General features: G+C 66.6%; 16 protein-coding genes and 1 pseudogene. 6 read left to right on the top strand and 11 right to left on the bottom strand.

Annotated features, from left to right (window positions below; translation table 11 throughout):
- Nucleotides 1–34: 34 nt before the first annotated feature.
- Together DYI37_RS06360 and DYI37_RS06355 are read right to left on the bottom strand one after the other, a co-directional pair.
- Nucleotides 35–547 carry a DUF721 domain-containing protein gene (locus tag DYI37_RS06360; protein WP_116682332.1) on the bottom strand — a complete coding sequence of 171 codons (513 nt, stop codon included), beginning with the start codon at nucleotides 545–547 and terminating at the stop codon, nucleotides 35–37.
- Nucleotides 544–1,797 (bottom strand): O-antigen ligase family protein, encoded by a 1,254-nt coding sequence (locus DYI37_RS06355; protein WP_147307889.1) that lies wholly within the window; start codon nucleotides 1,795–1,797, stop codon nucleotides 544–546. The genes DYI37_RS06360 and DYI37_RS06355 overlap by 4 nt, the downstream gene beginning before the upstream one ends.
- A 112-nt stretch (nucleotides 1,798–1,909) precedes the next feature.
- On the opposite strand from DYI37_RS06355, the pseudogene mutY reads away from it, so the two are divergent.
- Nucleotides 1,910–2,962, top strand: a pseudogene (mutY, locus tag DYI37_RS06350) (A/G-specific adenine glycosylase); the annotation flags it as partial.
- Between the two features lie 295 nt (nucleotides 2,963–3,257).
- Here mutY and DYI37_RS06345 read toward each other — a convergent pair.
- The gene (locus DYI37_RS06345; protein ID WP_116682329.1) at nucleotides 3,258–4,394 is read right to left on the bottom strand and encodes a site-specific DNA-methyltransferase; all 1,137 of its coding nucleotides are present in this window, start codon (nucleotides 4,392–4,394) and stop codon (nucleotides 3,258–3,260) included.
- Nucleotides 4,395–4,611: 217 nt separating this feature from the next.
- On the opposite strand from DYI37_RS06345, the gene DYI37_RS06340 reads away from it, so the two are divergent.
- The gene (locus DYI37_RS06340; RefSeq protein ID WP_116682328.1) at nucleotides 4,612–5,307 is read left to right on the top strand and encodes an HAD family hydrolase; all 696 of its coding nucleotides are present in this window, start codon (nucleotides 4,612–4,614) and stop codon (nucleotides 5,305–5,307) included.
- A 17-nt stretch (nucleotides 5,308–5,324) separates the two neighbouring features.
- Here the strand turns inward: DYI37_RS06340 and DYI37_RS06335 are convergent, their stop codons facing one another.
- A complete protein-coding gene (locus DYI37_RS06335) occupies nucleotides 5,325–5,690 on the bottom strand; it encodes a gamma-butyrobetaine hydroxylase family protein (RefSeq protein WP_116682442.1) in 366 nt (121 codons plus the stop codon).
- Between the two features lie 364 nt (nucleotides 5,691–6,054).
- On the opposite strand from DYI37_RS06335, the gene moaA reads away from it, so the two are divergent.
- Nucleotides 6,055–7,044, top strand: a complete 990-nt coding sequence (gene moaA, locus DYI37_RS06330) for a GTP 3',8-cyclase MoaA (protein ID WP_245413811.1) — start codon at nucleotides 6,055–6,057, stop codon at nucleotides 7,042–7,044.
- Between the two features lie 102 nt (nucleotides 7,045–7,146).
- Here the strand turns inward: moaA and DYI37_RS06325 are convergent, their stop codons facing one another.
- A complete protein-coding gene (locus DYI37_RS06325) occupies nucleotides 7,147–8,025 on the bottom strand; it encodes an aldose 1-epimerase family protein (protein ID WP_116682326.1) in 879 nt (292 codons plus the stop codon).
- A 472-nt stretch (nucleotides 8,026–8,497) separates the two neighbouring features.
- Between DYI37_RS06325 and DYI37_RS06320 the strand changes: the two genes are divergently transcribed.
- Nucleotides 8,498–8,920: an NUDIX hydrolase gene (locus DYI37_RS06320; protein WP_116682325.1), complete on the top strand. Its 423-nt coding sequence runs from the start codon at nucleotides 8,498–8,500 to the stop codon at nucleotides 8,918–8,920.
- A gap of 26 nt (nucleotides 8,921–8,946) precedes the next feature.
- On the opposite strand, the gene DYI37_RS06315 is transcribed toward DYI37_RS06320, so the two are convergent.
- From DYI37_RS06315 to DYI37_RS06300, 4 genes are all read right to left on the bottom strand, one after another.
- Complete coding sequence (locus DYI37_RS06315) at nucleotides 8,947–11,958, bottom strand: bifunctional [glutamine synthetase] adenylyltransferase/[glutamine synthetase]-adenylyl-L-tyrosine phosphorylase (RefSeq protein ID WP_116682324.1); 3,012 nt, start codon at nucleotides 11,956–11,958, stop codon at nucleotides 8,947–8,949.
- Entirely contained in the window at nucleotides 11,939–13,354 is a 1,416-nt protein-coding gene (locus DYI37_RS06310) for a sensor histidine kinase (RefSeq protein WP_116682441.1), read from the bottom strand. The genes DYI37_RS06315 and DYI37_RS06310 overlap by 20 nt, the downstream gene beginning before the upstream one ends.
- A 7-nt stretch (nucleotides 13,355–13,361) precedes the next feature.
- Nucleotides 13,362–14,039 carry a response regulator transcription factor gene (locus DYI37_RS06305; RefSeq protein WP_116682323.1) on the bottom strand — a complete coding sequence of 226 codons (678 nt, stop codon included), beginning with the start codon at nucleotides 14,037–14,039 and terminating at the stop codon, nucleotides 13,362–13,364.
- Between the two features lie 422 nt (nucleotides 14,040–14,461).
- The gene (locus tag DYI37_RS06300) at nucleotides 14,462–15,985 is read right to left on the bottom strand and encodes a Do family serine endopeptidase (protein WP_116682440.1); all 1,524 of its coding nucleotides are present in this window, start codon (nucleotides 15,983–15,985) and stop codon (nucleotides 14,462–14,464) included.
- Between the two features lie 263 nt (nucleotides 15,986–16,248).
- On the opposite strand from DYI37_RS06300, the gene DYI37_RS06295 reads away from it, so the two are divergent.
- Nucleotides 16,249–17,421: a BaiN/RdsA family NAD(P)/FAD-dependent oxidoreductase gene (locus DYI37_RS06295; protein WP_116682322.1), complete on the top strand. Its 1,173-nt coding sequence runs from the start codon at nucleotides 16,249–16,251 to the stop codon at nucleotides 17,419–17,421.
- Between the two features lie 49 nt (nucleotides 17,422–17,470).
- Here DYI37_RS06295 and DYI37_RS06290 read toward each other — a convergent pair whose 3' ends face one another.
- Together DYI37_RS06290 and DYI37_RS06285 are read right to left on the bottom strand one after the other, a co-directional pair.
- Nucleotides 17,471–18,388 (bottom strand): cation diffusion facilitator family transporter, encoded by a 918-nt coding sequence (locus DYI37_RS06290; RefSeq protein WP_116682321.1) that lies wholly within the window; start codon nucleotides 18,386–18,388, stop codon nucleotides 17,471–17,473.
- 135 nt (nucleotides 18,389–18,523) lie between these two features.
- Nucleotides 18,524–19,810 (bottom strand): ABC transporter substrate-binding protein, encoded by a 1,287-nt coding sequence (locus tag DYI37_RS06285; RefSeq protein WP_116682320.1) that lies wholly within the window; start codon nucleotides 19,808–19,810, stop codon nucleotides 18,524–18,526.
- A gap of 334 nt (nucleotides 19,811–20,144) precedes the next feature.
- Between DYI37_RS06285 and DYI37_RS06280 the strand changes: the two genes are divergently transcribed.
- Nucleotides 20,145–21,284, top strand: a complete 1,140-nt coding sequence (locus DYI37_RS06280; RefSeq protein WP_116682319.1) for a (5-formylfuran-3-yl)methyl phosphate synthase — start codon at nucleotides 20,145–20,147, stop codon at nucleotides 21,282–21,284.
- The last annotated feature ends 25 nt before the right edge of the window (nucleotides 21,285–21,309 follow it).

Genomic DNA, 21,309 nt, shown 5'->3' with positions numbered 1-21,309 from the left:
AATTGCGTCATGTGCGGCACGGGCCGAGGCGAACTCAGTCGCGCTTCCTGTCCGCCCGCGACAACGTGGCCTCGGCGAACGCCTTGAGGCGCGCCTTCAACGCCTCGTCCTCGATATGGCCGACCATCGCCTCGATCCGCTCCCGGTCAGCAGCGTTCAAGGGCCGCGCGGGCGGCTTGTTGCTGCGCCCGGTCTCCATGACCGGCATCTGAGTGATCTTGATCCGGGCGACCGCCGGAAAGCCGTAGAGCCGGTTGATGCGCTGGATGAGTTCGGAGGTCTGATGCTGCAGGCGAAGCGCGGCCACCGGCTCGGCGCCGATGACGAGCGTCGCCGGCTCGAACGGATCGTCCTCGCCGCGCCTCGGCGGCCAGCGGAATTCAAGCGGCCGCGTCTGGCCTTCGAGGCGCGGGCCGACGATCTGCGGCCAGGCGACAGCGAGTTCGGCCGTCATGCCGCTCTTCTTGCGCAGAACGGGATCGACGAGCCGTGCCGCGATGTCCGAAAGCGACCGGACGGGCGGTCGCTTGCCGCGCTTGTCGATCATGCCCGCGCCTCTTGCGGATCGACGCCGATATCACGATCCTCGGACATGATCGTCCCCGCGATGGTCCAGATCGAGAGCGCCCAGACCGCATCGAGAATGTCGTGGAAGAACATGATGTTGGTAAGGCCGGGGACGAGATAGGCGATCACCAGGACGAGAGCTGCGGCGAGACGCACGCGCCCGGCGGGCCGCATGCGCGTGCGATAGGCGCAGAGGATCGGAGCCGAGAGCATCGCGACGAGGGCGAGAAGACCGAGGAGACCGGCCTGAACGCCGACCGTCAGGAAGATGTTGTGAAGGTGCGAGAAGCCGTAGCTGCCGTCGAAAGCCGCGCCGAGATGAGGCTTCAGGGCATCCCAGAGACCCGGTTTGCCGACGCCAATCAGCGGCGCGTCGAGATAGGCCTCGACGCCCGCCTGATACATTTCCGCCCGCAGGCTCAGCGAGGAGGCGATATCGGCATCCGTTGCGAGTTGCCGGAAATCGGTCACGAACTGGGCTATGCGATCGAGTGCGACGCCATAGCCGGTGACGACGACGGCGGCGAGAACCGCGAGCCCCGAGAGAGCGACCATCAGACGCCGCCGAAGGCTCGATCCGCGCCAGCTGGACGCGATCTCGCCGCGCCGGAACCAGAGAACCAGTGCAAGCACGATGAACAGTGCGGGCCAGGCGCCGCGCATGCCGCTGAGAACCACGCCGAGCGAGGCCCCGGCGGTGGCAAGCAATGCGAGCGCGTTGAAGATCGGCGTCCGCCGCCCCTCCAATGCGAGCGCCGCTAGGCCTGCCGTCAGGAGGCAGACGATCGAGAACGGGCCGGCATTGCCTGCAAGGCCAGCCGCGCGCGGCTCACCGGTGACGATCATCTGGCCGAAGGCGACGACCGGCACCAGCAACCCGCCGATCACGGCGCCCTTGAACACCGCATCGAAGACCCGCCTCGGATCGGAGATCGCAACCCGGTGCACCGCGATCAGCGGCATCAGGAAGAAGAGGCGCAGACCGGCCTCGCGCAGCGCGACGACAGGGTCCGCCTTGATGAGGTCGACGAGGAAGAGCACCGCGAAGAAGGCGACGTGGCTCCACAGGATCGGCGCGGCCGCGCCGAACGAGCGCCATTTCAGGCGGCCGACCACGAGCGAGATGGCGGCCCAGCAGACGAGGAGAACGTAGACGAACCCGGCGAGCGACCCCGCAATGGGTACGAGCGCGAAACTGAGGGCGATCGCATTGGGATTTCGCTCGGCCATCCCCTCGGCGGGCGGATTGCAAAGCCGGTACAAAGCGGCCACTGGTCCCTTGCGCCGGCCGTCTTTCGGTCGATCTTCAAACGGCAAATCTTCGATCCTCGAAAGCGTCCCGATGACGGCCACCGCAGAACCGATCTCCGACGCCCTTCTGGCCTGGTACGACAGGCATGCGCGCGAACTTCCCTGGCGGATCGGACCTTCCGCGCGCAAGGCGGGCGAGCGGCCGGACCCCTACCGCGTCTGGCTGTCGGAGATCATGCTGCAGCAGACGACCGTCGCGGCGGTGAAACCCTTTTTCGAGCGTTTCGTCAATCGCTGGCCGGGCGTCGAGGCGCTGGCCGCTGCCGACGAGAGCGAGATCATGGCGCAGTGGGCGGGGCTCGGTTACTATAGCCGGGCGCGCAATCTCCATGCCTGCGCCCGGGCCGTCACGGGTGATCACGGCGGACGCTTTCCAGGCACCGCGGCCGAACTGAAGACCCTTTCCGGCATCGGTGATTATACCTCGGCCGCGATCGCCGCCATCGCCTTCGACGAGGCTGCGCCGGTGGTCGACGGCAATATCGAACGGGTCGTCACGCGCCTCTTTCGCATCGCGACGCCGCTTCCGAAGGCGAAGAGCGAGATCCGAACACGGGTCGCGGAAATGACGCCGGCAGGCAGGCCCGGCGACTTCGCTCAGGCGATGATGGATCTCGGCGCCACGATCTGTACGCCGCGCTCGCCCTCCTGCCTCCTCTGCCCACTGACAAACGCCTGCGAGGCCGCGAGCGCCGGCGATCAAACCCGCTATCCCGTGAAGGCCGCAAAGAAACCCGTCCCCACGCGGCGCGGTGCGGCCTATGTGGCACGGCGCAGCCGCGACGGCGCGATCTGGCTGCGACGACGGCCCGCATCGGGCATGCTCGGCGGCATGAGCGAGGCGCCGTCCACCGATTGGTCCGCGCGAAGCGACGGCGGCACCGGCGCCGCCTGCGCGCCCTTCCCTGCTGCCTGGCGACCTGTCGGTGAGATCGAGCACGGCTTCACCCATTTCAGGCTTATCCTCGACGTCTTCCATGCCAAGATCGAGGAGACGCCAGCCACGGACGGCTGGTGGGCCCTTCCCGACGCCATGGACGAGCAGGGCCTTTCGACGCTCATGCGCAAGGTGGTGGCTCTCGCCGAGGCCAGCGGCGAAGGCGGCGGGACAGCGGCAAAGGCTGGCGGAACCCGGCACGCGAAACGGCCCGGGCGCGAAGCCCGAGCCGTTTTGGCGACGACGGAGGATGGGACGTCGGACGAGCCCGTCTTCGAGGACGCAGGCCGGTCGGGGACAACGCGCCCGGCGCGCCTCGAACGCCGGACGAGGCGAACCTCCGCACGGTGGTCGGGGCGTTGAACCCGCCGGCTGCCCGGCGGGGGTGGTCGCGCTCGAAGGGTCCGCGATGGCCGCGTGCCCCCTCGTGCGGGAGCCGGTGTCAGGCGCCGATGGCAAGGCTCATGCGCTGGCGGGCGAGCTGGCGCAGCTCGTCGATCGGCATCAGCTTCTGGCCCTGCTTCACATGCCAGAAGGTCCAGCCATTGCAGGCATCGAGGCCCTGGACCCGCGCACCGATCCGGTGGATCGAGGCGGCGTCGTCGCCGACGGCGATCGTGCCGTCCGCCCTCACCCGGGCCCGGTAGCGGCGCTTGGAATCGGTGAGTTCGGTGCCGGGGGCGACGAGACCCGCCTCGACGAGGCTCGCGAAGGGCACACGCGGTTCGGCGCGCTTGCCGCCCGCCATCTTCAGGTCGTCTCCGGCAAGCGGCTCGATCGCATCGATGCGTTCCTGGGCGATGCGCACGTAATCGTCCTCGCGCTCGATGCCGACGAAGTCGCGGCCGAGGCGCTTGGCGACGGCGCCGGTGGTGCCGGTGCCGAAGAAGGGATCGAGCACCACGTCGCCGGGCTTGGTCGAGGCGAGAATGATGCGGGCGAGCAGCGCTTCCGGCTTCTGGGTCGGATGGGCCTTGATGCCGTCCTCGTCCTTCAGCCGCTCGCCGCCCGAGCAGATCGGGAACAGCCAGTCGGAGCGCATCTGCACGTCGTCATTGGACGCCTTCAGGGCATCGTAGTTGAAGGTGTAGCTCTTGGCGTCCTGATCGCGCGAAGCCCAGATCAGGGTCTCGTGGGCGTTCTGGAAGCGCTTGCCGCGGAAGTTCGGCATCGGGTTCGTCTTGCGCCAGACGATGTCGTTGAGAATCCAGTAGCCGAGATCCTGAAGGCTCGCGCCGACGCGGAAGATGTTGTGATAGGAGCCGATCACCCAGATCGTGCCGTTCGGCTTCAGCACGCGCCGCGCCGCCGTGAGCCAGGCCCGCGTGAACGCGTCATAGGCCTGAAAGCTCTCGAACTGGTCCCAGGCATCATCCACCGCGTCAACCTTGGAATGGTCCGGACGCATCAGGTCGCCGCCGAGCTGCAGATTGTAGGGCGGGTCGGCGAAGATCGCGTCCACCGAGCCCGCCGGCAGCCGTTCCATCTGGCTCACGCAATGGCCCTGGAGGATCCGGTTGCGCCATCCGGCTTCGTCAGAGTCCCGATTATGGACGAGAACGGGTCCGCTACGCTTCATACTCAACACCGCCGCTTGACTGGGAGTTTTCAACAGGTCTTTCGGCGAACAGGGTTACCGAACAGGGTAAACAGGAGGTGAAAGCGGCCGATAAATTATCCGGCGTCGCCCTGCCTTCCGCGCTTTGCCGCACGGGTCCTCGCATGGTACCGCAGCGCGAAAGCCCGCCGCCGTCTAAGCGCGGCACTGCCGAACCTTGATCCGGGGAGCCGAGCCCATGTCCATGCCCAAGCTGATGATCTTCGATTGCGACGGCGTCCTCGTCGACAGCGAGATCATCGCCGCCGACGTGCAGGCCAAGCTGATCGCCGAATACGGGATCGAGATGAGTGCGGAGGACCTGGCAAGCCGGTTCGCCGGCCTCACCTTTCCGATGATCCTCGAACGCATCAGCGAGGAATCAGGCCAGCCGATCTCCGCGAGCCTCATCGACCGCTCGGACGCGGAGGTCGACCGGAGGCTCGCCGAGGAGGTCGAGGAACTGCCCGGCGTGCGCGAGGCGGTCGAAGCCTTCGCGGCGCGCGGCGTTCCCTACTGCATCTGCTCGAACTCGTCGTCGAAGCGGCTCGAGCTCGAACTCGATCATGTGGGCCTGTGGGACTATTTCACGCCCCACGTCTTTTCGGCGGGCGAGGTCGGCACCAAGAAGGGCAAGCCAGCGCCAGACGTCTTCCTCCATGCCTGCAAGACCTTCGGCGTCTCACCATCGGAGACCTTCGTCGTGGAGGACTCGGTTCACGGCGTTGCGGCGGCGAGCGCCGCCGGCTGCCGCGTCGTCGGCTTCACGGGGGCGAGCCACAGCTATCCGGGCCATGCCGAAGCCCTGGCGGAAGCGGGCGCGACGACCGTCATCAACCGCCTGAGCGACCTTCCCGCGACGGTGGAAGCCCTGTCCGAATTCGACGAGATCTGAGCGCCCGGCCCTTCCCGTCAGGCGTCGCGGGAAAGGCCCTTCTCGTCGAGCTCCTTCAGATAGGTGGCCCATTTCTCGTCCTTTTCGCGGCCGAGTTCGGCGAGATAGACCCAGGAATAAAGGCCGGTATCGTGTCCGTCCGAGAACGTGATCTTGATCGCGTAATTGCCGACGGGCTGGACGTTGGTGATCGCCACATCGCGCTTCCCGAACTGCGTCTTGCGCTCCGCCTCGCTGTGCCCGCGAACCTCGGCGGAGGGCGAATGGACGCGCAGATATTCCGCAGGCAACTCGCTCGAACCCTCGCCGGGCCAAGTGAGGGTCATGCCACGCCTGTCCTTCGAGATCCGGATCTCGCTGGGCGGGGTCTGGCGGGCGATCATCGGCGTCTCCTGTCCTGATGGCGAGCGCACCGGCTCCGGCCGCTGCGCTGGAACCGGAAGATTGAGGACGGCGGGACGAAAGAACAAGGCGTCGCAGGCCGAAGCGAGGCATTCCAGCCTCCGGCAGACGGGGACCACGCTTGACCGGACCCGATCGCGCTTCCACATTCGAGGATCGAACCATTCGAAAAGGCTTGCGGATGTCATCGCGGCATCCGTCTGATATCATTCGCCGATGACCAAGACGACGCTCTTCAAGCAGGACGGCATTCCGTCCTTCCGGCCTCCTGCCGACGCGATCGAGGTGCGGCCGGCCGGCGCGCGGTCCGGCACGGTCCCTCAGTCGGGTGCCGAAACCTCGGAGATGGTCGATCCGTTCGGTCGCCATATCAGCTATCTGCGGGTCTCGGTGACCGATCGCTGCGATTTCCGCTGCGTCTACTGCATGGCCGAAGACATGGAGTTCCTGCCCAAGCGCGATCTCCTGACGCTGGAGGAGCTCGACCGGCTGTCCTCCACCTTCATCGCCAAGGGCGTCAGGAAGCTGAGGCTGACGGGCGGCGAGCCGCTGGTCCGCAAGAACATCATGTATCTCATCCGCTCCCTGTCGCGCCATCTGGAGACCGGCGCGCTGGAGGAGCTGACGCTGACGACGAACGGCTCGCAGCTGAAACGCTTCGCGGGCGAACTCGCCGATGCGGGCGTGCGGCGCCTCAACGTCTCGATCGATACGCTCGATGCCGACAAGTTCCGCCAGATCACGCGCTGGGGCGAACTCAAGAAGGTGATGGAGGGCATCGACGCCGCCCAGGATGCCGGGCTTCACGTCAAGCTGAACGCCGTTGCCCTCAAGGATTTCAACGAGGACGAAATCCCCGCGATGATCGAATGGGCCCATTCGCGCGGCATGGACATGACCCTCATCGAGACCATGCCGATGGGCGAGATCGACGAGGACCGGACCGATCGCTACCTGCCCCTGAGCCAGGTGCGCCGCGACCTGTCCAGCCGGTGGACCCTGACGGACATTCCCTTCAAGACGGGCGGCCCCGCACGATACGTCAATATCGCCGAGACCGGCGGGCGTCTCGGCTTCATCACGCCGATGACCCACAATTTTTGCGAAAGCTGCAACCGCGTGCGCGTCACCTGCACGGGAACGCTCTTCATGTGCCTGGGCCAGGAGGATGCGGTCGACCTGCGCGAGCCGCTCCGCGCCTCGGAAGGCAACGAACTGCTCGCCCGCGAAATCGATAGGGCGATCTCGCACAAGCCCAAGGGGCACGACTTCGTCATCGATCGCACGACCCGCTCGCCTTCGGTCTCGCGGCATATGAGCGTCACGGGCGGCTGAGCGCCCGCCCGGGACGCTTTGCCCTACAGCATCGAACCGAAAAGCGGACCCGGTTTTCGGACCATCCGAGGCGTCAGCAAAAAACCAGAGCCGAGCCGGCCGTCAGACCGTAACGGACCAGGCGAAACTCTCCGCGTCCCCGGGCACGAGTTTGAGTATGCCCGGCTTGTCGAGGAACTCACCGTCCCAGTTCACCGGGCTCGCCATGGAATACCATGGCTCGATGCAGACGAAGGGGGCGCCTCCGGGCTTCGACCAGATGCCGAGATCCTTGTAGCCCTCCCAGGAGACGGTCAGCGAGCGTTCGCTGAAGCCCTCTTCGTTCAGCGCCTGATAGGTGACCGATCGGCTTCGCACATCGGGCATGACGATGGCGTCGGTGGCGAACAGCGCCTCGTCGAGCGGGAGGGTCGATCCGTCGAAGGGCAAGGGCCTGGGATCACCCAGAAGCCCACCCACGACCCCAAGGGCATGCCCCGTCTCCTGGCGTTCGAACAGGATGCGGTGCCGGGTCTTCTCGATGCCCTCGACGAGCGGCCACTGGAAGCCCGGATGGGCCCCGATACCGCAGGCAAGCATGGTCTCGCCGGGATTGGTTACGGTCGTGCGGACGGACAACGTCGTCCCGATCGCCTCCACATGGATGTCGAGGATGAACGGGAAGGGAAACTGCCGGCGCGTCTCGTCGCTGTCGACGAGGCGCAGGGCGACGCTGCGTTCGTCCTCCTCCACCACGTCGAACGACAGGTCCCGTGCGAAACCGTGCTGCTGCAGCGTATGGGACTGTCCCTCGTGCAGCAGCCGGTCCCCCGCCAGACGGCCGACGACCGGAAAGAGCACCGGCGAGTGACGCGGCCATTCCGGACCCGCCTGCCAGAGGAGTTCTCGGCCGTCCTTCCCCTTCAGGCTGCGCAATTCGGCACCGACACGGCTGACGACGGCGGTGACACCGCTGCTTCTGATCTCGAATGTCCGACTCATCGCGCCCTTACCTTGCGAAAGACTCTATCTGGCACGCGCAAGCGCCGACTGCGCAATGGCGATCGCGACACGGCCGATCAACAGATCGCGAACGTCTTCCCTTCGCGCAGGCGGAGAGAGATCATGCACCGGGGTTCGGCTCTTTCGATCGTGCGAGCGCCGGGGACGTGCGTACTCTACTCCGGCTTTTCCGCAACATGCCGCAACGGCAGGATCGATCGCTAGCGGACGGTGCTTTCGTCATTTTTCAGTTGCGAGCCAATGATTTGGGATTGAGACTTTCCATGAACCTTCTTAATTATGTCACGTCGCTCCGATATCCTGCCTCTCAGCGCGCGCCCAGCGCCGCAGGGCAAGTCGCGCGGTAAAAACCGGTTTTCGGACCACCCCTCTCCGCCCATATCGGTGCCGCGGCATCTCAAGGCACCTTTCCATTCGCGACCGAACAGCGTCGTCCCGACCGATATTTGCCATGCCCAAACGCCGCAGACAGACAGCAGCACTTCCCTATCGGATCAAGCCGGGCGGCGAACTTCAGGTTCTCCTTCTCACCTCGCGCGACACCGGACGCTGGGTCCTGCCCAAAGGCTGGCCCATGCCCGGCAAGCAGTTGCGGCGTGCGGCGGAGATCGAGGCCTATGAGGAAGGCGGGGTCGTCGGGCGAACCGTCAAGAAGCCGATCGGAACCTACGATTACGACAAGATCGACGGGCGCAAGAAGATGCCCTGCCGGGTCCACGTCTTTCCGATGCCCGTGGACGACCTCCTCGACGAGTGGCCGGAACAGGACGAGAGACGCCGGGAGTGGTTCGCGGCGAAGGACGCGGCCAAGAAGGTGGACGAGAAGGAATTGCGCTCGCTTCTCGCTCGCCTGAAGTCCACGCTGGATCTCTGAAGCAGCCTCTCGACAAACGCAGAGACCTATCGATCCGTCGGCCGCGCTTCGTCGGGATCGCCCAGATGCCTGACGAAACAATCCCGAACGGTCCCGGTGATCCGCTCGAGCGCATCGGCGAATTCGCCGGCATCGTCGAGATCGAGCGCATCCGCGATCCGCTCCGTCAGGCGCGTCGGCAGGGCCGAGACGTCCTGCACGCCGCCTGGAGCGAGACGGGACAGATGGGTGACGGCTGACAGCATCTCCATGGATCGGGCGAGCTTTTCCGAGACGCCCTCGATCTCCTCGCCGCCGTCGCGGGACCGCAGCGAGCGCAGGACGTCGGCGGTCTCGCGGCCGGGCTCGCCGGGAGCGCGGCCCGTCAGCTGCGCCCACTGGGCGATGAATTCCAGATCCACGAGCCCGCCGGGTCTGAGCTTCAGATCGAGTTCCCCGCGCGCCGGCTTGTCTCTGGCGATGCGCCCGCGCATGGAGACGACCGCGTCGCGAACCTCCTCCTCGTCCATGGGCTGCCCGAGAAGCTCCTCGATCGTCTCGAAGACGGTCTGCCGCAGATCGGCGTCGCCGGCGATCGGCCGGGCCCGCGTCAGGGCCATACGCTCCCAGACCCAGGCCTCGTTCTCCTGATATTTGCGGAACGTCTTGAAGCGGGTGGCGAGGGGACCCGCATTGCCCGAGGGTCGCAGGCGGAAATCCACCTCGTAGAGCGCGCCCTCGCGCATGGGCGAGGTCAGGGCGGCGATCAGCCTTTGGGTGAGCCGCGTGAAATAGACCTGGATCGCCAGCGGCTTGCCGCCATCGGATGTCTCGGCCTCCTCCTCGTGATCGTAGAGCAGGATGAGGTCGAGATCGGAGGCCGCGGTGAGTTCGCGGCTCCCGAGGCGCCCCATGCCGAGGAGCACCAGCCGCATGCCGGCGACGCGCCCATGGGCCCTCGAGAACTCGGCGACGACGGCGATCAGGAGCGCGTTCAGCACCACGTCCGCAATATTTGAGAAGGCGGGACCGGCCTCGTTGAGATCGACGACGCCAGACAGCATGCGCGCACCGACGAGAAAGCGCTGCTCGGAGGCGAAGATGCGCAACCGCGCGAGGACGTCCTCATAACCGTCCGCATCGGCGAGGAAGGCGCCGAGGCGCTCCTCCATCAGTTCGCGATCCGGCACCTCGTCGAAGAAGGCCGGGTCGAGAAGCGCATCGAAGACGTGCGGTCGTTGGGCAAGCGTCGCGCGCATGACGGGCGCCGCCGTCAGGATCAGAAGCAGGAGGTCCAGCGTCTTCGGGTTCGAGGCGATCAGGGAGAAGAACTGGATGCCCGAGGGAAGGCCCGAAAGGAAGCCGTCGAAGGCGGCGACCGCCCCGTCCGGGTCCGGCGCATCGGCGAAGGCCTTGAGGAGAGAAGGCAGCACGTCGGACAACCGCTCGCGTGCCTTGGCGGTCCGGGTCGAGCGGTAGCGTCCGAAACTCCAGATGCGCACCACGCGGGCGACGTCCTCCGGGCGCTCGAAGCCGAGTTCGGCGATCGCCTTGATCCCCTCCGGATCGGCATCGTTGTTGAGAAGCCGCAGCACCGGATCGGGCGCATCGCCCTCCCCCGCCTGTCTCGATCGCCCTTCGTTGAAGAGATCGTTGAAGCGGTGGTCGACGAGGCGCAGGACGCCGAGGAGCCTCTCCTCGAACGCCTCTCTGCTCCCGAGACCCAGAAGCCCGGCGATCCGCGACAGGCCCTCCTCGTCCTCGGGGAGATCGTGTGTCTGCTCGTCGTCGACCATCTGGATGGCGTGCTCGACCTGGCGCAGGAACCAGTAGGCATCGAGGAGATCGTCGCGTTCGCCGTCCTCGATCCATTCGAAGGCCGCGAGCCGATCCAGCGCCTCGTCCGTGCGCCGCGTGCGAAGGGCTGGGTTGCGGCCGCCGGCGATCAGTTGCTGGGTCTGGGCGAAGAACTCGATCTCGCGGATGCCGCCTCGTCCGAGCTTCACGTTGTGGCCGGGAAGCGTGATCTCGCCGAAGCCGCGATGACGATCGATCCGGCCCTTCATGTCGTGAATGTCGGCGATCGCGGCGAAGTCGAGATATTTGCGCCAGACGAAGGGGGCGAGTTCGGCGAGGAAGGCCTCGCCCGCCTTCCGGTCCCCGGCGACGACGCTCGCCTTGATCATCGCGGCCCGCTCCCAGTTGCGCCCCGAGCTCTCGTAATAGGTCATGCCCATATCGGTGGTGATGGCGAGCGGCATCGCGCCGGGATCGGGGCGCAGGCGAAGATCGGTCCGGAACACGTATCCGTCGCCGGTGCGCTCGCTCAGGATACGCACCAGTCGGCGGACGACCTTGGAATGCTCCACCACGGCTTCCATCGGGTCGCAGGCGATCTCGATATCGGCGTCGAAGAAGACGATGAGATCGACATCGCTCGAATAGTTGAGTTCGCGCGCGCCGAGCTTTCCCATGGCGAGGACGAAGAGGCCGCACCCGTCCTCCGGATCGCTCGCATCGGGCAGCTTGAGTTTCTTCGCGTCATGGGCCGAGCGCAGGCAAAAGCGCAGGGCCGCCCGGATCGCCCCTTCGGCGAGGCGGGAGAGATCGCGGGCCGTCTGCGCGGGCGAGGCCGCGCCGAAGAGATCGCGCAATGCGATGAGAAGCGAGGCCTCGCGCTTGATCTCCCGCAGCCGCTTCATCAGGGCGCTCTCGGGCATGTCCGCGTCCGGCAGGCTGTCCAGCGCACCGACGACCGTGCCGAGCCGGTCTCCGGCGTCCTCGTCGAGCAGCGCGTCGAGGACGGAAGGGCGCCAGAGGAGTGAGGATCTCAGATAAGGAGAGAGGGCCATGACCGCCCCAAGGCGGGCCGCGTCCGGACTGCCGGACGAACAGAGATCGGCGACCCGGTCGAGCCCGGCACCGGTCGCGGCTTCTAGGAGTTCGCCGAGCCAGTTCCGCCCGCTCCCGTTGCCTGCCGGTGGAAGGAGGCTCGGTGTCAGATCGCCGCCGATCCTCAGGCGCGGTGCGGTCGCGGTCTCATTGTGCGGTCTCGTCATGGGTCACGCCGTCCCTGGCCCGTTTCGGGAATTCAAGGACGACTGTAAGGCCCGGTGCCGCATCCTCAAGCAGAAGCCGCCCGCCGTGGACGCGCGCGATCGCCTGGACGAGGGACAGTCCGAGCCCCGAACCCGGCTGCGTCCGGCTTTCGTCGAGACGGTAGAACCGCTCCAGAACCCGAGAATGCTTGTCCTTTGGAATGCCCGGGCCGCTGTCGGAGACTGCGAGGCGGACCAGACCCTCGGTTTCCTCCACCCGGATCCCCACGCGCGTCCGGCCGCTCTCGGCCCGGCCGTATTTCAGGGCGTTGTCGACGAGATTGGAGATCGCCTGCGCGACGAGTTCCCGGCTCGCCTCGATCTCGACCGGCGGTCCGCCTTCGCAGCAAAGCTCCGCATCCGCCTCCTCGGCCAGAGGCTCGTAGAGCTCGGCGACGTCGCTCGCGATGGCGCGCAGATCGATCTTCGTCTTCTGGATCGGGTGCGAGCCTGCTTCCACCCGGGAGATCATCAGGAGCGCGTCGAAGGTGCGGATCATCACGTCCGCATCGGTGATGATGCCTTCGAGATGGTCGCGCGTCTCCTCCGAATGGGCCGCCCGCTGCGCGGCCTCCGCCTTGGAGCGGAGCCGGGCGAGCGGCGTCTTCAGGTCGTGGGCGATATTGTCGGACACCTGACGCAGCCCCTCCTGAAGAAGCGCGATACGGGCAAGCAGGGTATTGAGGTTCTCGGACAGGCGATCGAACTCGTCGCCGGCGCCGAGCACCGGCAGGCGCTCGCCGAGATCGCCGGCGAGAATGCGACTGGAGGCGGCGGACATGCGATCGAGACGCATGAGGGCCCGCCGGCCGATGACGAACCATGCGATCAGCGCGAGCGCCCCCATGGCCGCGAGCGCGAGGATCAGGGCGGACCGCACCACCTCGCGGAACCGCTGGGCATCGCTCTGGTCGCGGCCGACGAGAACGCGCATGCCGTTGGGCAGGGAGACGACGTCGGCGATCGCCTTGTGATAGACGCCGGTCTCGCCATAGCGCGAATAGCCGAAGGTATCCGGCGTCGATCCGGTCTCGTCGAGAACGCCGGCCTGAAGGTTTTCCACATTGCCGGCGATGATGCGGCCGGTCGCGTCGGTGGCGAGGTAAAGGCCCGCGCCGGGCTGGCGTGCGCGCCGATCGATGGAGCGCACGAGGCCGACGATGCCGGTCACGCGATAGATCTGCGCGAGTTCGGCCTTCTCCTCCTCGATTCCCGTTCGCGCCTGCTGGGCGATGAGGTCGCTCGCCGTGTTCGTCACATACCAGACGAGGGCGACGGCGCCGAAGGTGAAGATGAGGAAATAGACGGCCGAGAGGCGGACCGCCGTCATCTTGAGGAGGGATTTCAGACGTCGCACGGGCCTGTCAGCCGCCATCGCGCATGATGTATCCGGAGCCGCGCACCGTGTGGAGCAAGGGACCGTCGAACTCGCGCTCGATCTTGGAGCGCAGGCGCGACACGTGGACGTCGATCACGTTCGTCTGGGGGTCGAAATGGTAGTCCCAGACATTTTCGAGAAGCATGGTGCGCGTGACCACCTGACCGGCATGCTTCATCAGATATTCGAGAAGGCGGAATTCGCGCGGCTGGAGCACGATCGGCTTTCCGGCGCGACGAACCTCGTGGGACAGGCGATCGAGTTCCAGATCGCCCACCTGATAGCTCGTCTCCACCTCGCCGCTCGCCCGGCGCCGGCCGAGAACCTCGGCCCGGGCGAGAAGCTCGGACATGGCATAGGGCTTGGTGAGATAGTCGTCGCCGCCGGCCTTCAGGCCCTCTACCCGGTCGTCCACCTGGCCGAGAGCGGACAGGATGAGGGCGGGCGTCCTCGCCCCGCTTTTGCGCAGGTCCGAGATGACGGTGAGACCGTCGCGCTTGGGCAGCATCCGATCGACGATCCAGAGGTCGTAATCGCGCCCCTCGGCCATGTGCTGGCCCTCCTCGCCGTCGACGGCGTGGTCGGCGACATGTCCGGCCTCCTTCAGGGCCTTCGCCAGATAGGTTGCGGCTTCGCGGTCGTCCTCGATGATCAGAATGCGCATCGCGCCGTCCCATGGCCTCCGGTGATCGTCTGTCGGGAATGGGCTGCAAGCTCGTCGAATGCCGCTCATCCGTGACGATCGTTCGTAAGAGCGGGGTTGCGACACTGCAAGACCAGGGAGCGGTCCGAGTGCTCAACGAGGCCCGAGCGTCGGCTGACGAAGGGCGGCGGCGCGGAGACGCGACATACGGGGAATGATCCGCGCCGCCACCTGCGCTTCGATGGCCGATCGGTCGATCGCTCGATCGTCCGCGAAGCCATCGATGCGCGAGAGGTTCGAAGGCGCAAGGCTCGAAGAGCCGAGGGGGATAGCCTTGCGAACCCGTCAACGCGAACAGATCCGGGTTCGGGAGCCGGCTGCTCGCTTGTGGAAAGAGCCGAATGCGACGGGCCGGCTCGCTCCGGCCCGTCGATCGCCGATCGTCAGCTGCGCTCGATCGGGAGCGCGACGAACCGGTTCTGACCCTGCGCATTGCGCAGTTGGAACAGTGCGGCCCTGCGGCCGTTGTCCGACGCCGTCGAAATGGCCTTGCTGACATCCGACTGGGTCGAGACGCTGGTCCCGTTGACGGCGACGATCGTATCGCCGGCTTCGAGGCCCTTCTCGGCGGCAGAGGAGTCCGGATCGACATCCGTGACGACCACGCCCTGCCCGTCCTCGGCCGGCATGACGGTCATTCCGTAGCCCGAGAGCGCGGAGGGATCGACCGGCGAGGAGTCGCTGCGCGGCGCATCGAGCGATGCGGCCTCGTCGAGCTCCGACAGATTGCCGAGCGTGACCGGAATGGTCTCGCTTTCCCCGTTCCGGAAGACGGTGATGTCGACCTTGGTGTTCGGGCTGTAATTGGCGATCTTGCGGGCGAGCTCGCGCGGGTTCTCAACCGTCTCGCCATTGACCCCGGTGATGACGTCGCCGGTCTCGATGCCCGCCTTGGAAGCCGGCGTCTCGTTGTCCGGCAGGGTCACGATCGCGCCCTGCGCACTCGACAGGCCGATCGCCTCGGCGATGTCGTCGGAGACCTCGCCGATCTGGACGCCGAGCCAGCCGCGCTGGACATTGCCGTTCTCGCGCAGCGACGTCACCACGTCCTTGGCGACGGAGGCGGGAATCGCGAAGGCGATGCCGACATTGCCACCCGAGGGCGAGAAGATCGCCGTGTTGACGCCGATGACCTTGCCGTCGAGACCGAAGGCCGGACCGCCGGAATTGCCGCGGTTCACGGCGGCGTCGATCTGGAGGAAGTCGTCATAGGGGCCAGCGCCGATATCGCGGCCGCGGGCCGAGATGATGCCGGCCGTCACCGAGCCGCCGAGACCGAAGGGGTTGCCGACCGCGACGACCCAGTCGCCGACACGGGCCGCGTTGTCGTCTCCGAATTCCACATAGGTGAACTTCGTGTTCGGGGAATCGACCTTCAGGAGCGCGAGATCCGTGCGTGCGTCGGTGCCGATGAGCTTGGCGTCGTATTCCTTGCCGTCATCCATCACCACCGTGTATTTCGCCCCGTTGTCGACCACGTGATTGTTGGTCACCACGTAGCCGTCATCGGAGATGAAGAAGCCGGAGCCCTGACCGATCGACGGCCGGTCGCGTCCGCGCGGCCCCATGCTCGGCGGCATCTGGCGCCCGTCGGGCGTTCCGAAGAAGCGACGCAGGGGATGGTCTTCGGGAAGGTTCCCGAACGGGTTTTCGAAGTTCCCGCTCATCTCGGCGCGCGGCTCGCTCTGCTGTTCGACGCGAACCGAGACGACGGCGGGAGACACCTGCGAGACCACGTCGGCGAATCCGAAATTATCCTTCGGGGCCTCGACGGTCACGGGTTCGGCATTGACGGTGGCGGTGTCCGAGAGAACGCCGGCCGAAAGGGCGGCGCCTGCGACACCGGCGGCCAGAACGCTGGCGATGAACTTGTTGCGCTTGGGCTGGGTGGACGCTGGGTTCGGCATCTGAGCTCCGGTTGTCTCGAGAAAGGCCATCGGGCGGCGAGGATCGACGGTCCCCTTTGGTCGAACCGAACATAGGAGCGGCAAGATTACAGCGCCTTTGCGGGACCATGAAAACTTCGTAAGGTGAGCATAACGGGGAACCCTTCGTGCCTCGGCCTCATCACCCCTCCCGTCCCCGCATGGTGCGCCCGCGCACGACGGCAGGAGAGGAGCGACCGGGCCCCTCTTGCGCCCGTCCCCCTTCCCCGCCAAGAACGGCCGCCATGATCTACGACGCAATCATACTGGGCGCCGGCGGCGCAGGGCTCTTTGCGGCCGCCGAGGCCGGCAAGGCGGGCGCACGGGTGCTGGTGCTCGACCATGCCGACCGGCCGGGCAACAAGATCCTGATTTCCGGCGGCGGGCGCTGCAACTTCACCAATACCGGGATCGAGCCGGGCTGCTTCCTCTCGAAGAACCCGCATTTCCCGAAATCCGCCCTGAAGCGCTACACCCAATGGGACTTTCTGGCACTGGTCGAGCGCCACCGGATCGCCTGGCACGAGAAGACGCTGGGCCAGCTCTTCTGCGACGGCTCGGCCCGGCAGATCGTCGACATGCTCACCGCCGAATGCGCGGCCGGCGGCGTCGATTTCGAGTATCGGACGGCGATCGGCGAGATCGGCCATGGTCCCGGGGGTTTCCGCGTCGGGCAGCACCAGGCCGCGAACCTCGTGATCGCGACGGGGGGTCCATCAATCCCGAAGCTCGGCGCGACCGGCATCGCGTACGACATCGCCCGACGCTTCGGCCACAGGGTCGTCGAACCCCGCCCGGCGCTCGTGCCCCTCACCCTCGGCAAGGAGGAACGCCTGTTCGCGGAGATTTCCGGCGTCGCCTGTCCGGTCACGGCCAGGGTCGACGGCGCGAGCTTCACGGAAGCGGTGCTCTTCACCCATAAGGGCCTGTCCGGCCCGGCGATCCTGCAGGTCTCCTCCTACTGGCGGCCCGGAACGCCCGTCACCCTCGAACTCGTGCCGCAGGCCGCCGGGAAGCTCAGGGACGCCAGGCGCCGGATGCCGAAGGCCGGATTGAAGGCCGCGCTGTCGGAACTTCTTCCCAACCGGCTCGCCGATGCGCTCGCCTCGAGGATCGGTCTGGAGAAGAAGCTCGGCGATGCCTCGGATGCCGAACTCGAGGCGGCGGCCGGGCATCTCGACGCCCTCACCCTCAGTCCGTCGGGAACCGAGGGTTACGCGAAGGCGGAGGTGACCGTCGGCGGCATCGATACCGATGGTCTCTCGTCGAAGACGATGGAATCGAAGCGGGTGCCCGGGCTCTATGCGATCGGCGAGGCGGTCGACGTCACAGGCTGGCTCGGCGGCTACAATTTCCAGTGGGCCTGGTCGTCGGGATGGGCCGCGGGACAGGCGATCGCGGCGAAAACCGCGGCCTGAGCCGGGTACGGATCGGCGAGGCCCGGGCGACCGCGTTCGAGGCCTTCCGTCAGCAGGCCCATTTCGGATCGGCGGTGAAGGTGACGATCAACCAGCGATCGGGCCCCTCGAAGCCGACCGCATCGCTGATCTCCTGGCGGATCCGGTCGGTCCAGTCGATGGTCTCGATCCGGTAGCCTGCCGGCACGACGAAGTGGACCTCGATGGTCCGGCCCCGGCCGAATTTCGCCACGTAAGTCCGTGCCTCCGAGAACCCGTATCGCGAGACCGCCGCAGATGCCGCCGCACGCACCGAGTGATCGAGGTCGCTCGGTGCCATCATCAGGAATTCGCGGATCGCGCTCGCGACCGTCCGGGCAGGCACCGGCAGGAGAACGAGGCAGAGCACCGCGAGGATCGCCGGGTCGGCGTAGACGACATAGGGCTCGAGATCGGTTCCGGTCATCAGATAGGCGGCAGCGAACGAGACGAGCAGGGCGCAGCTCACCGAACTCGACATCAGCCAGCCCTTGGAATCGAGCGCGACGAATTCCGAGCCCACCTCGCGGTTCGCCCGCTTCGTCCAGAGCGCCATGGCGAAACCGATCACAGTGAGCGCCGCGGCATAGAGCATCGCCCATCCGAATTCGATCGCCCGGCCGCCGGCGAAGATCGTCCCGACGGCGTTGATCAGCGCGTAGAGCGAGACGAGCATCAGAAGCGAGCCGTTGATCGCGAGGACCACCGGTTCGAGATGCCAGAAGCCGAACTGGAACCGTGAGGAGAGCGGCCGGGCGATCAGCCGCGAGACGAGGATCGCGAGCCCCGTCATGGATGCGTCGACGAGGGAGAAGAAGCCGTCGAAGACGATGGAGAGCGAGCCGGACAGAAGGCCGAAGACCACACCGAGGAGACCTGCCGTCAGGATGACGGCTATGGAAATGCCGAGAATACGCTGTTCGCGGCGGGCGGCGCTGGAAGCATCCATCTTTGATCGAAGCCGTTCGTGGGTCGTGGGGCCGCGACGGCCGGTTCCCCAAGGTGACCGGCGGCCGATCCGTTCCCGGCTATCTGTCCGCCCGAGCCGGCCCGGCAAGACCGGCTCGTCAGGTTCCGGACGAGGTCAGAGGGAACAGGCGCTTTCCGGCCGGTCGAGCCCCAGCGTATCGAGGTTCGAGACCTGATGAAGGAAGCCTTCCTGAGGGGAAGCCGAGACGACGGAATCCTGCGTCGCCAGAAGCACGGGCTGGCGCAGCTGCCAGTTCCAGTCCCGGAAGGTCAGCCGCTGCCCCTTGAAGGCGGCGATGGTGAAATCGGGCGACTTGATGAAGTCGTCGAGCACCTTCGGATCGGTCGACTGGGTGCGCGAGGCCGCCTCACCCACCACACGGACCGCCGTCCAGGTCTGCATGTCCTTGGACAGCATGCGCCGGCCGGTCGCGTCCTCGAAGCGGTTCTGGATCTGCGCGCCGCCCCATTGCTCGCTCGACGGGTGCCAGGAGCCAGGCGTCAGACCAGCGGTGCCGGCCACCGGGCGCGGCACCCAGGTCCGCCATGGCACATAGGTTCCGAACACCTCGGACTCGTCGGCGACCAGCAGCACGTCGTGATCCGGCAGATCCTGCAGGAAGACGGGGAGCTGGCGCTGGACAAGAGCCTGTCCCGAATCGGTCGCCCGCGCTCCGCCCGTGTCCTCGAACACCTTCTCGCCGACGATATTGCCGCCGAACTTCGTCGCCGAGCGCTTCAGCGATTCGGCGAACTCCTTGTCCGCCTCGTGTTCGCCGGAGACGAGCGCCCAGTTCCGCCACTGCTTCCACATCAGATACTGGGCGAGACCATCGGTCAGCATCGCATAGGAGGGAGCCGTGTGCAGGAGATTGGCGCGGCAATCAGCATCGCGCAGCCGATTGTCGAGAGCGCCGGCATTGAAGACGAGCGCATTCTGTGCGGCGGCGAGATCGGCGACCGCCAGCGTATCCTCGGCATTGAGATCGGTGACGATGTAGTGGATGCCGTCCGCCAGCATCTTCTCGGCCGCAGGCTTCACGTCGTCGCCGGGCGCGAGCGTCACGGTGTCGAGCGTGAAGTCCTGGCCCATGAAGGAGCCGGTCGTATCGTTGTCGGCGATCGCGACTTCGGCGCCCGCAACGCCGATATCCTCTGGCGGAATGTCGAGAACGGACAGGGCGAGCGTGCGTTCATAGGTCCGCAGGAGGCCGATCTTCACCTCCTCCATCTGCGGCTTGGCGGCCTGTTGCGGAGCAGTACGCGTCTCGGTCGTCGTTTCCGCGGCTCCCGATGCACCGTCCTGCGCGGCCGCAGGCCCGGCCCCGAGGCCGACCGCGAAGGCCAGGGAAACGGCTGCGACGGTCGAGCGGCGGGCAGCGCTCATCGAAGATCTGCGCATATGGGTTCTCCTCCCGGTAGTCTCCGGCCTCTCTCGCAGCTTGACCGTTTGATCGCGCGTTCCTGCGCGTTACACTCCGGGCAGCCATGCGGCGACAACCGCCAGGGAGGCTTCTTTTTGTGATTCTCGACCATGTTCCCAACCGCTCCGGCCGGAGGCAAGCTGGACTTTTTCCCGTTATCGCCGGGTCGTTTTTCACCGCCTGCCCTCGATCCTTCGCCGAGCGAGGCCTCAAGGCCGCGTCCCGAACGGTGGCTGCGGCCGGCATCGGCCGATCGCGCGATCTCGCAGGTCCTTTCCGGAACGATGCCCAGTCACGGATCGGGGCGCGTTCGTGATCCGGTTTCTCGCCAGTGTCGCCACGCCCGAGGAAGCGCTCGTCGCCCTTGCCGGCGGAGCCGATGTCATCGACCTGAAGGAGCCGTCGGACGGGGCGCTCGGCGCGGTTTCGCCGGATGTCATCGAGCGCACGATCGCGGCCGTCGGCGGTCGCCGGCCCGTCTCGGCCGTGGCCGGCAACCTGCCCATGCGCCCGGAAAGCGTCCGCCGGGCGATCGAGGAGCGTCTCTCCGCCGATTTCGTCAAGATCGGCCTCTTCCCCGCCGGCCGCGAGGAGACCGAGGCCGTGATCGCGGCGGCCCGCGACTACAGCGAGCGCAGCCTTCTCATTGCTGTCATGTTCGCGGACGGGGCGCCGGATCTCGGCCTCGTCACATTGCTGCGCGATGCGGGGTTCTCGGGCGTGATGCTCGACACGATGGACAAGGGTTCCGGCGGGCTTCTCAGGCATATGAGCCTTGCGAAACTGCACGAATTCGTCGGCGCCGCCCGGGACGCGAACCTGATGACCGGACTTGCCGGCTCTCTGGAAGCCCCCGACATCCAGAGGCTCGGCGTCCTCGGCCCCGATTTCCTCGGCTTTCGCAGCGCGCTGACGCGAAACGCGCGCGATTCCGAGATCGACGAGGCGAAGGTGGCCGAGATCGCCGGTCTCATCGCAGGGCTCGGCCGGCCCGCTTCGCCCGTTCCCTCCCATGCGAACGCCAAACTCTCGGATGCCGACCTGCCGGGTGCCGCCGCGCCGGGCGCTGGGGCGACGGAGGGCGATACGATCTTCGTGCGCGACTTCGTTTTGCCGCTGGAGATCGGCGCCTATGCCCACGAATACGGAAGGCGGCAGGATGTCCGTTTCTCGGTCGACGCGACGATCGACCCGATCCCTTCCGACGCCCGGACCATGGGAGACATCTACTCCTATGACGTGATCATCGACGCGATCCGCGCTCTCGCAGAGAGCGGGCATACGGTGCTCGTCGAGGAACTGGCGAGCCGTCTGGCAGAGACCGTGCTTGCCGATCGCCGGGTCCGCCGCGTGCGGGTGAAGGTGGAGAAGCTCGATCTCGGCCCCGGTGCCGTGGGCGTCGAGATCGTTCGCCCGGCGCCCCACCGAGAATCACGCAGCCGAAGAAAGTGAGAATTCGATCTCTTCGATTGTGTAA

Source organism: Fulvimarina endophytica (genome assembly GCF_003403015.1).
Lineage (GTDB): Bacteria > Pseudomonadota > Alphaproteobacteria > Rhizobiales > Rhizobiaceae > Fulvimarina > Fulvimarina endophytica.
The sequence above is the reverse complement of the archived record's forward strand: the minus strand, read 5'-3'. Positions and strand labels throughout refer to the sequence as shown.

Coding starts and splice junctions, on each gene's coding strand:
- DYI37_RS06360 (WP_116682332.1), bottom strand. CDS start 547: ATGATCGACAAGCGCGGCAAGCGACCGCCCGTCCGGTCGCTTTCGGAC.
- DYI37_RS06355 (WP_147307889.1), bottom strand. CDS start 1,797: ATGGCCGAGCGAAATCCCAATGCGATCGCCCTCAGTTTCGCGCTCGTA.
- DYI37_RS06345 (WP_116682329.1), bottom strand. CDS start 4,394: ATGAAGCGTAGCGGACCCGTTCTCGTCCATAATCGGGACTCTGACGAA.
- DYI37_RS06340 (WP_116682328.1), top strand. CDS start 4,612: ATGTCCATGCCCAAGCTGATGATCTTCGATTGCGACGGCGTCCTCGTC.
- DYI37_RS06335 (WP_116682442.1), bottom strand. CDS start 5,690: ATGATCGCCCGCCAGACCCCGCCCAGCGAGATCCGGATCTCGAAGGAC.
- moaA (WP_245413811.1), top strand. CDS start 6,055: ATGGTCGATCCGTTCGGTCGCCATATCAGCTATCTGCGGGTCTCGGTG.
- DYI37_RS06325 (WP_116682326.1), bottom strand. CDS start 8,025: ATGAGTCGGACATTCGAGATCAGAAGCAGCGGTGTCACCGCCGTCGTC.
- DYI37_RS06320 (WP_116682325.1), top strand. CDS start 8,498: ATGCCCAAACGCCGCAGACAGACAGCAGCACTTCCCTATCGGATCAAG.
- DYI37_RS06315 (WP_116682324.1), bottom strand. CDS start 11,958: ATGACGAGACCGCACAATGAGACCGCGACCGCACCGCGCCTGAGGATC.
- DYI37_RS06305 (WP_116682323.1), bottom strand. CDS start 14,039: ATGCGCATTCTGATCATCGAGGACGACCGCGAAGCCGCAACCTATCTG.
- DYI37_RS06300 (WP_116682440.1), bottom strand. CDS start 15,985: ATGCCGAACCCAGCGTCCACCCAGCCCAAGCGCAACAAGTTCATCGCC.
- DYI37_RS06295 (WP_116682322.1), top strand. CDS start 16,249: ATGATCTACGACGCAATCATACTGGGCGCCGGCGGCGCAGGGCTCTTT.
- DYI37_RS06290 (WP_116682321.1), bottom strand. CDS start 18,388: ATGGATGCTTCCAGCGCCGCCCGCCGCGAACAGCGTATTCTCGGCATT.
- DYI37_RS06285 (WP_116682320.1), bottom strand. CDS start 19,810: ATGCGCAGATCTTCGATGAGCGCTGCCCGCCGCTCGACCGTCGCAGCC.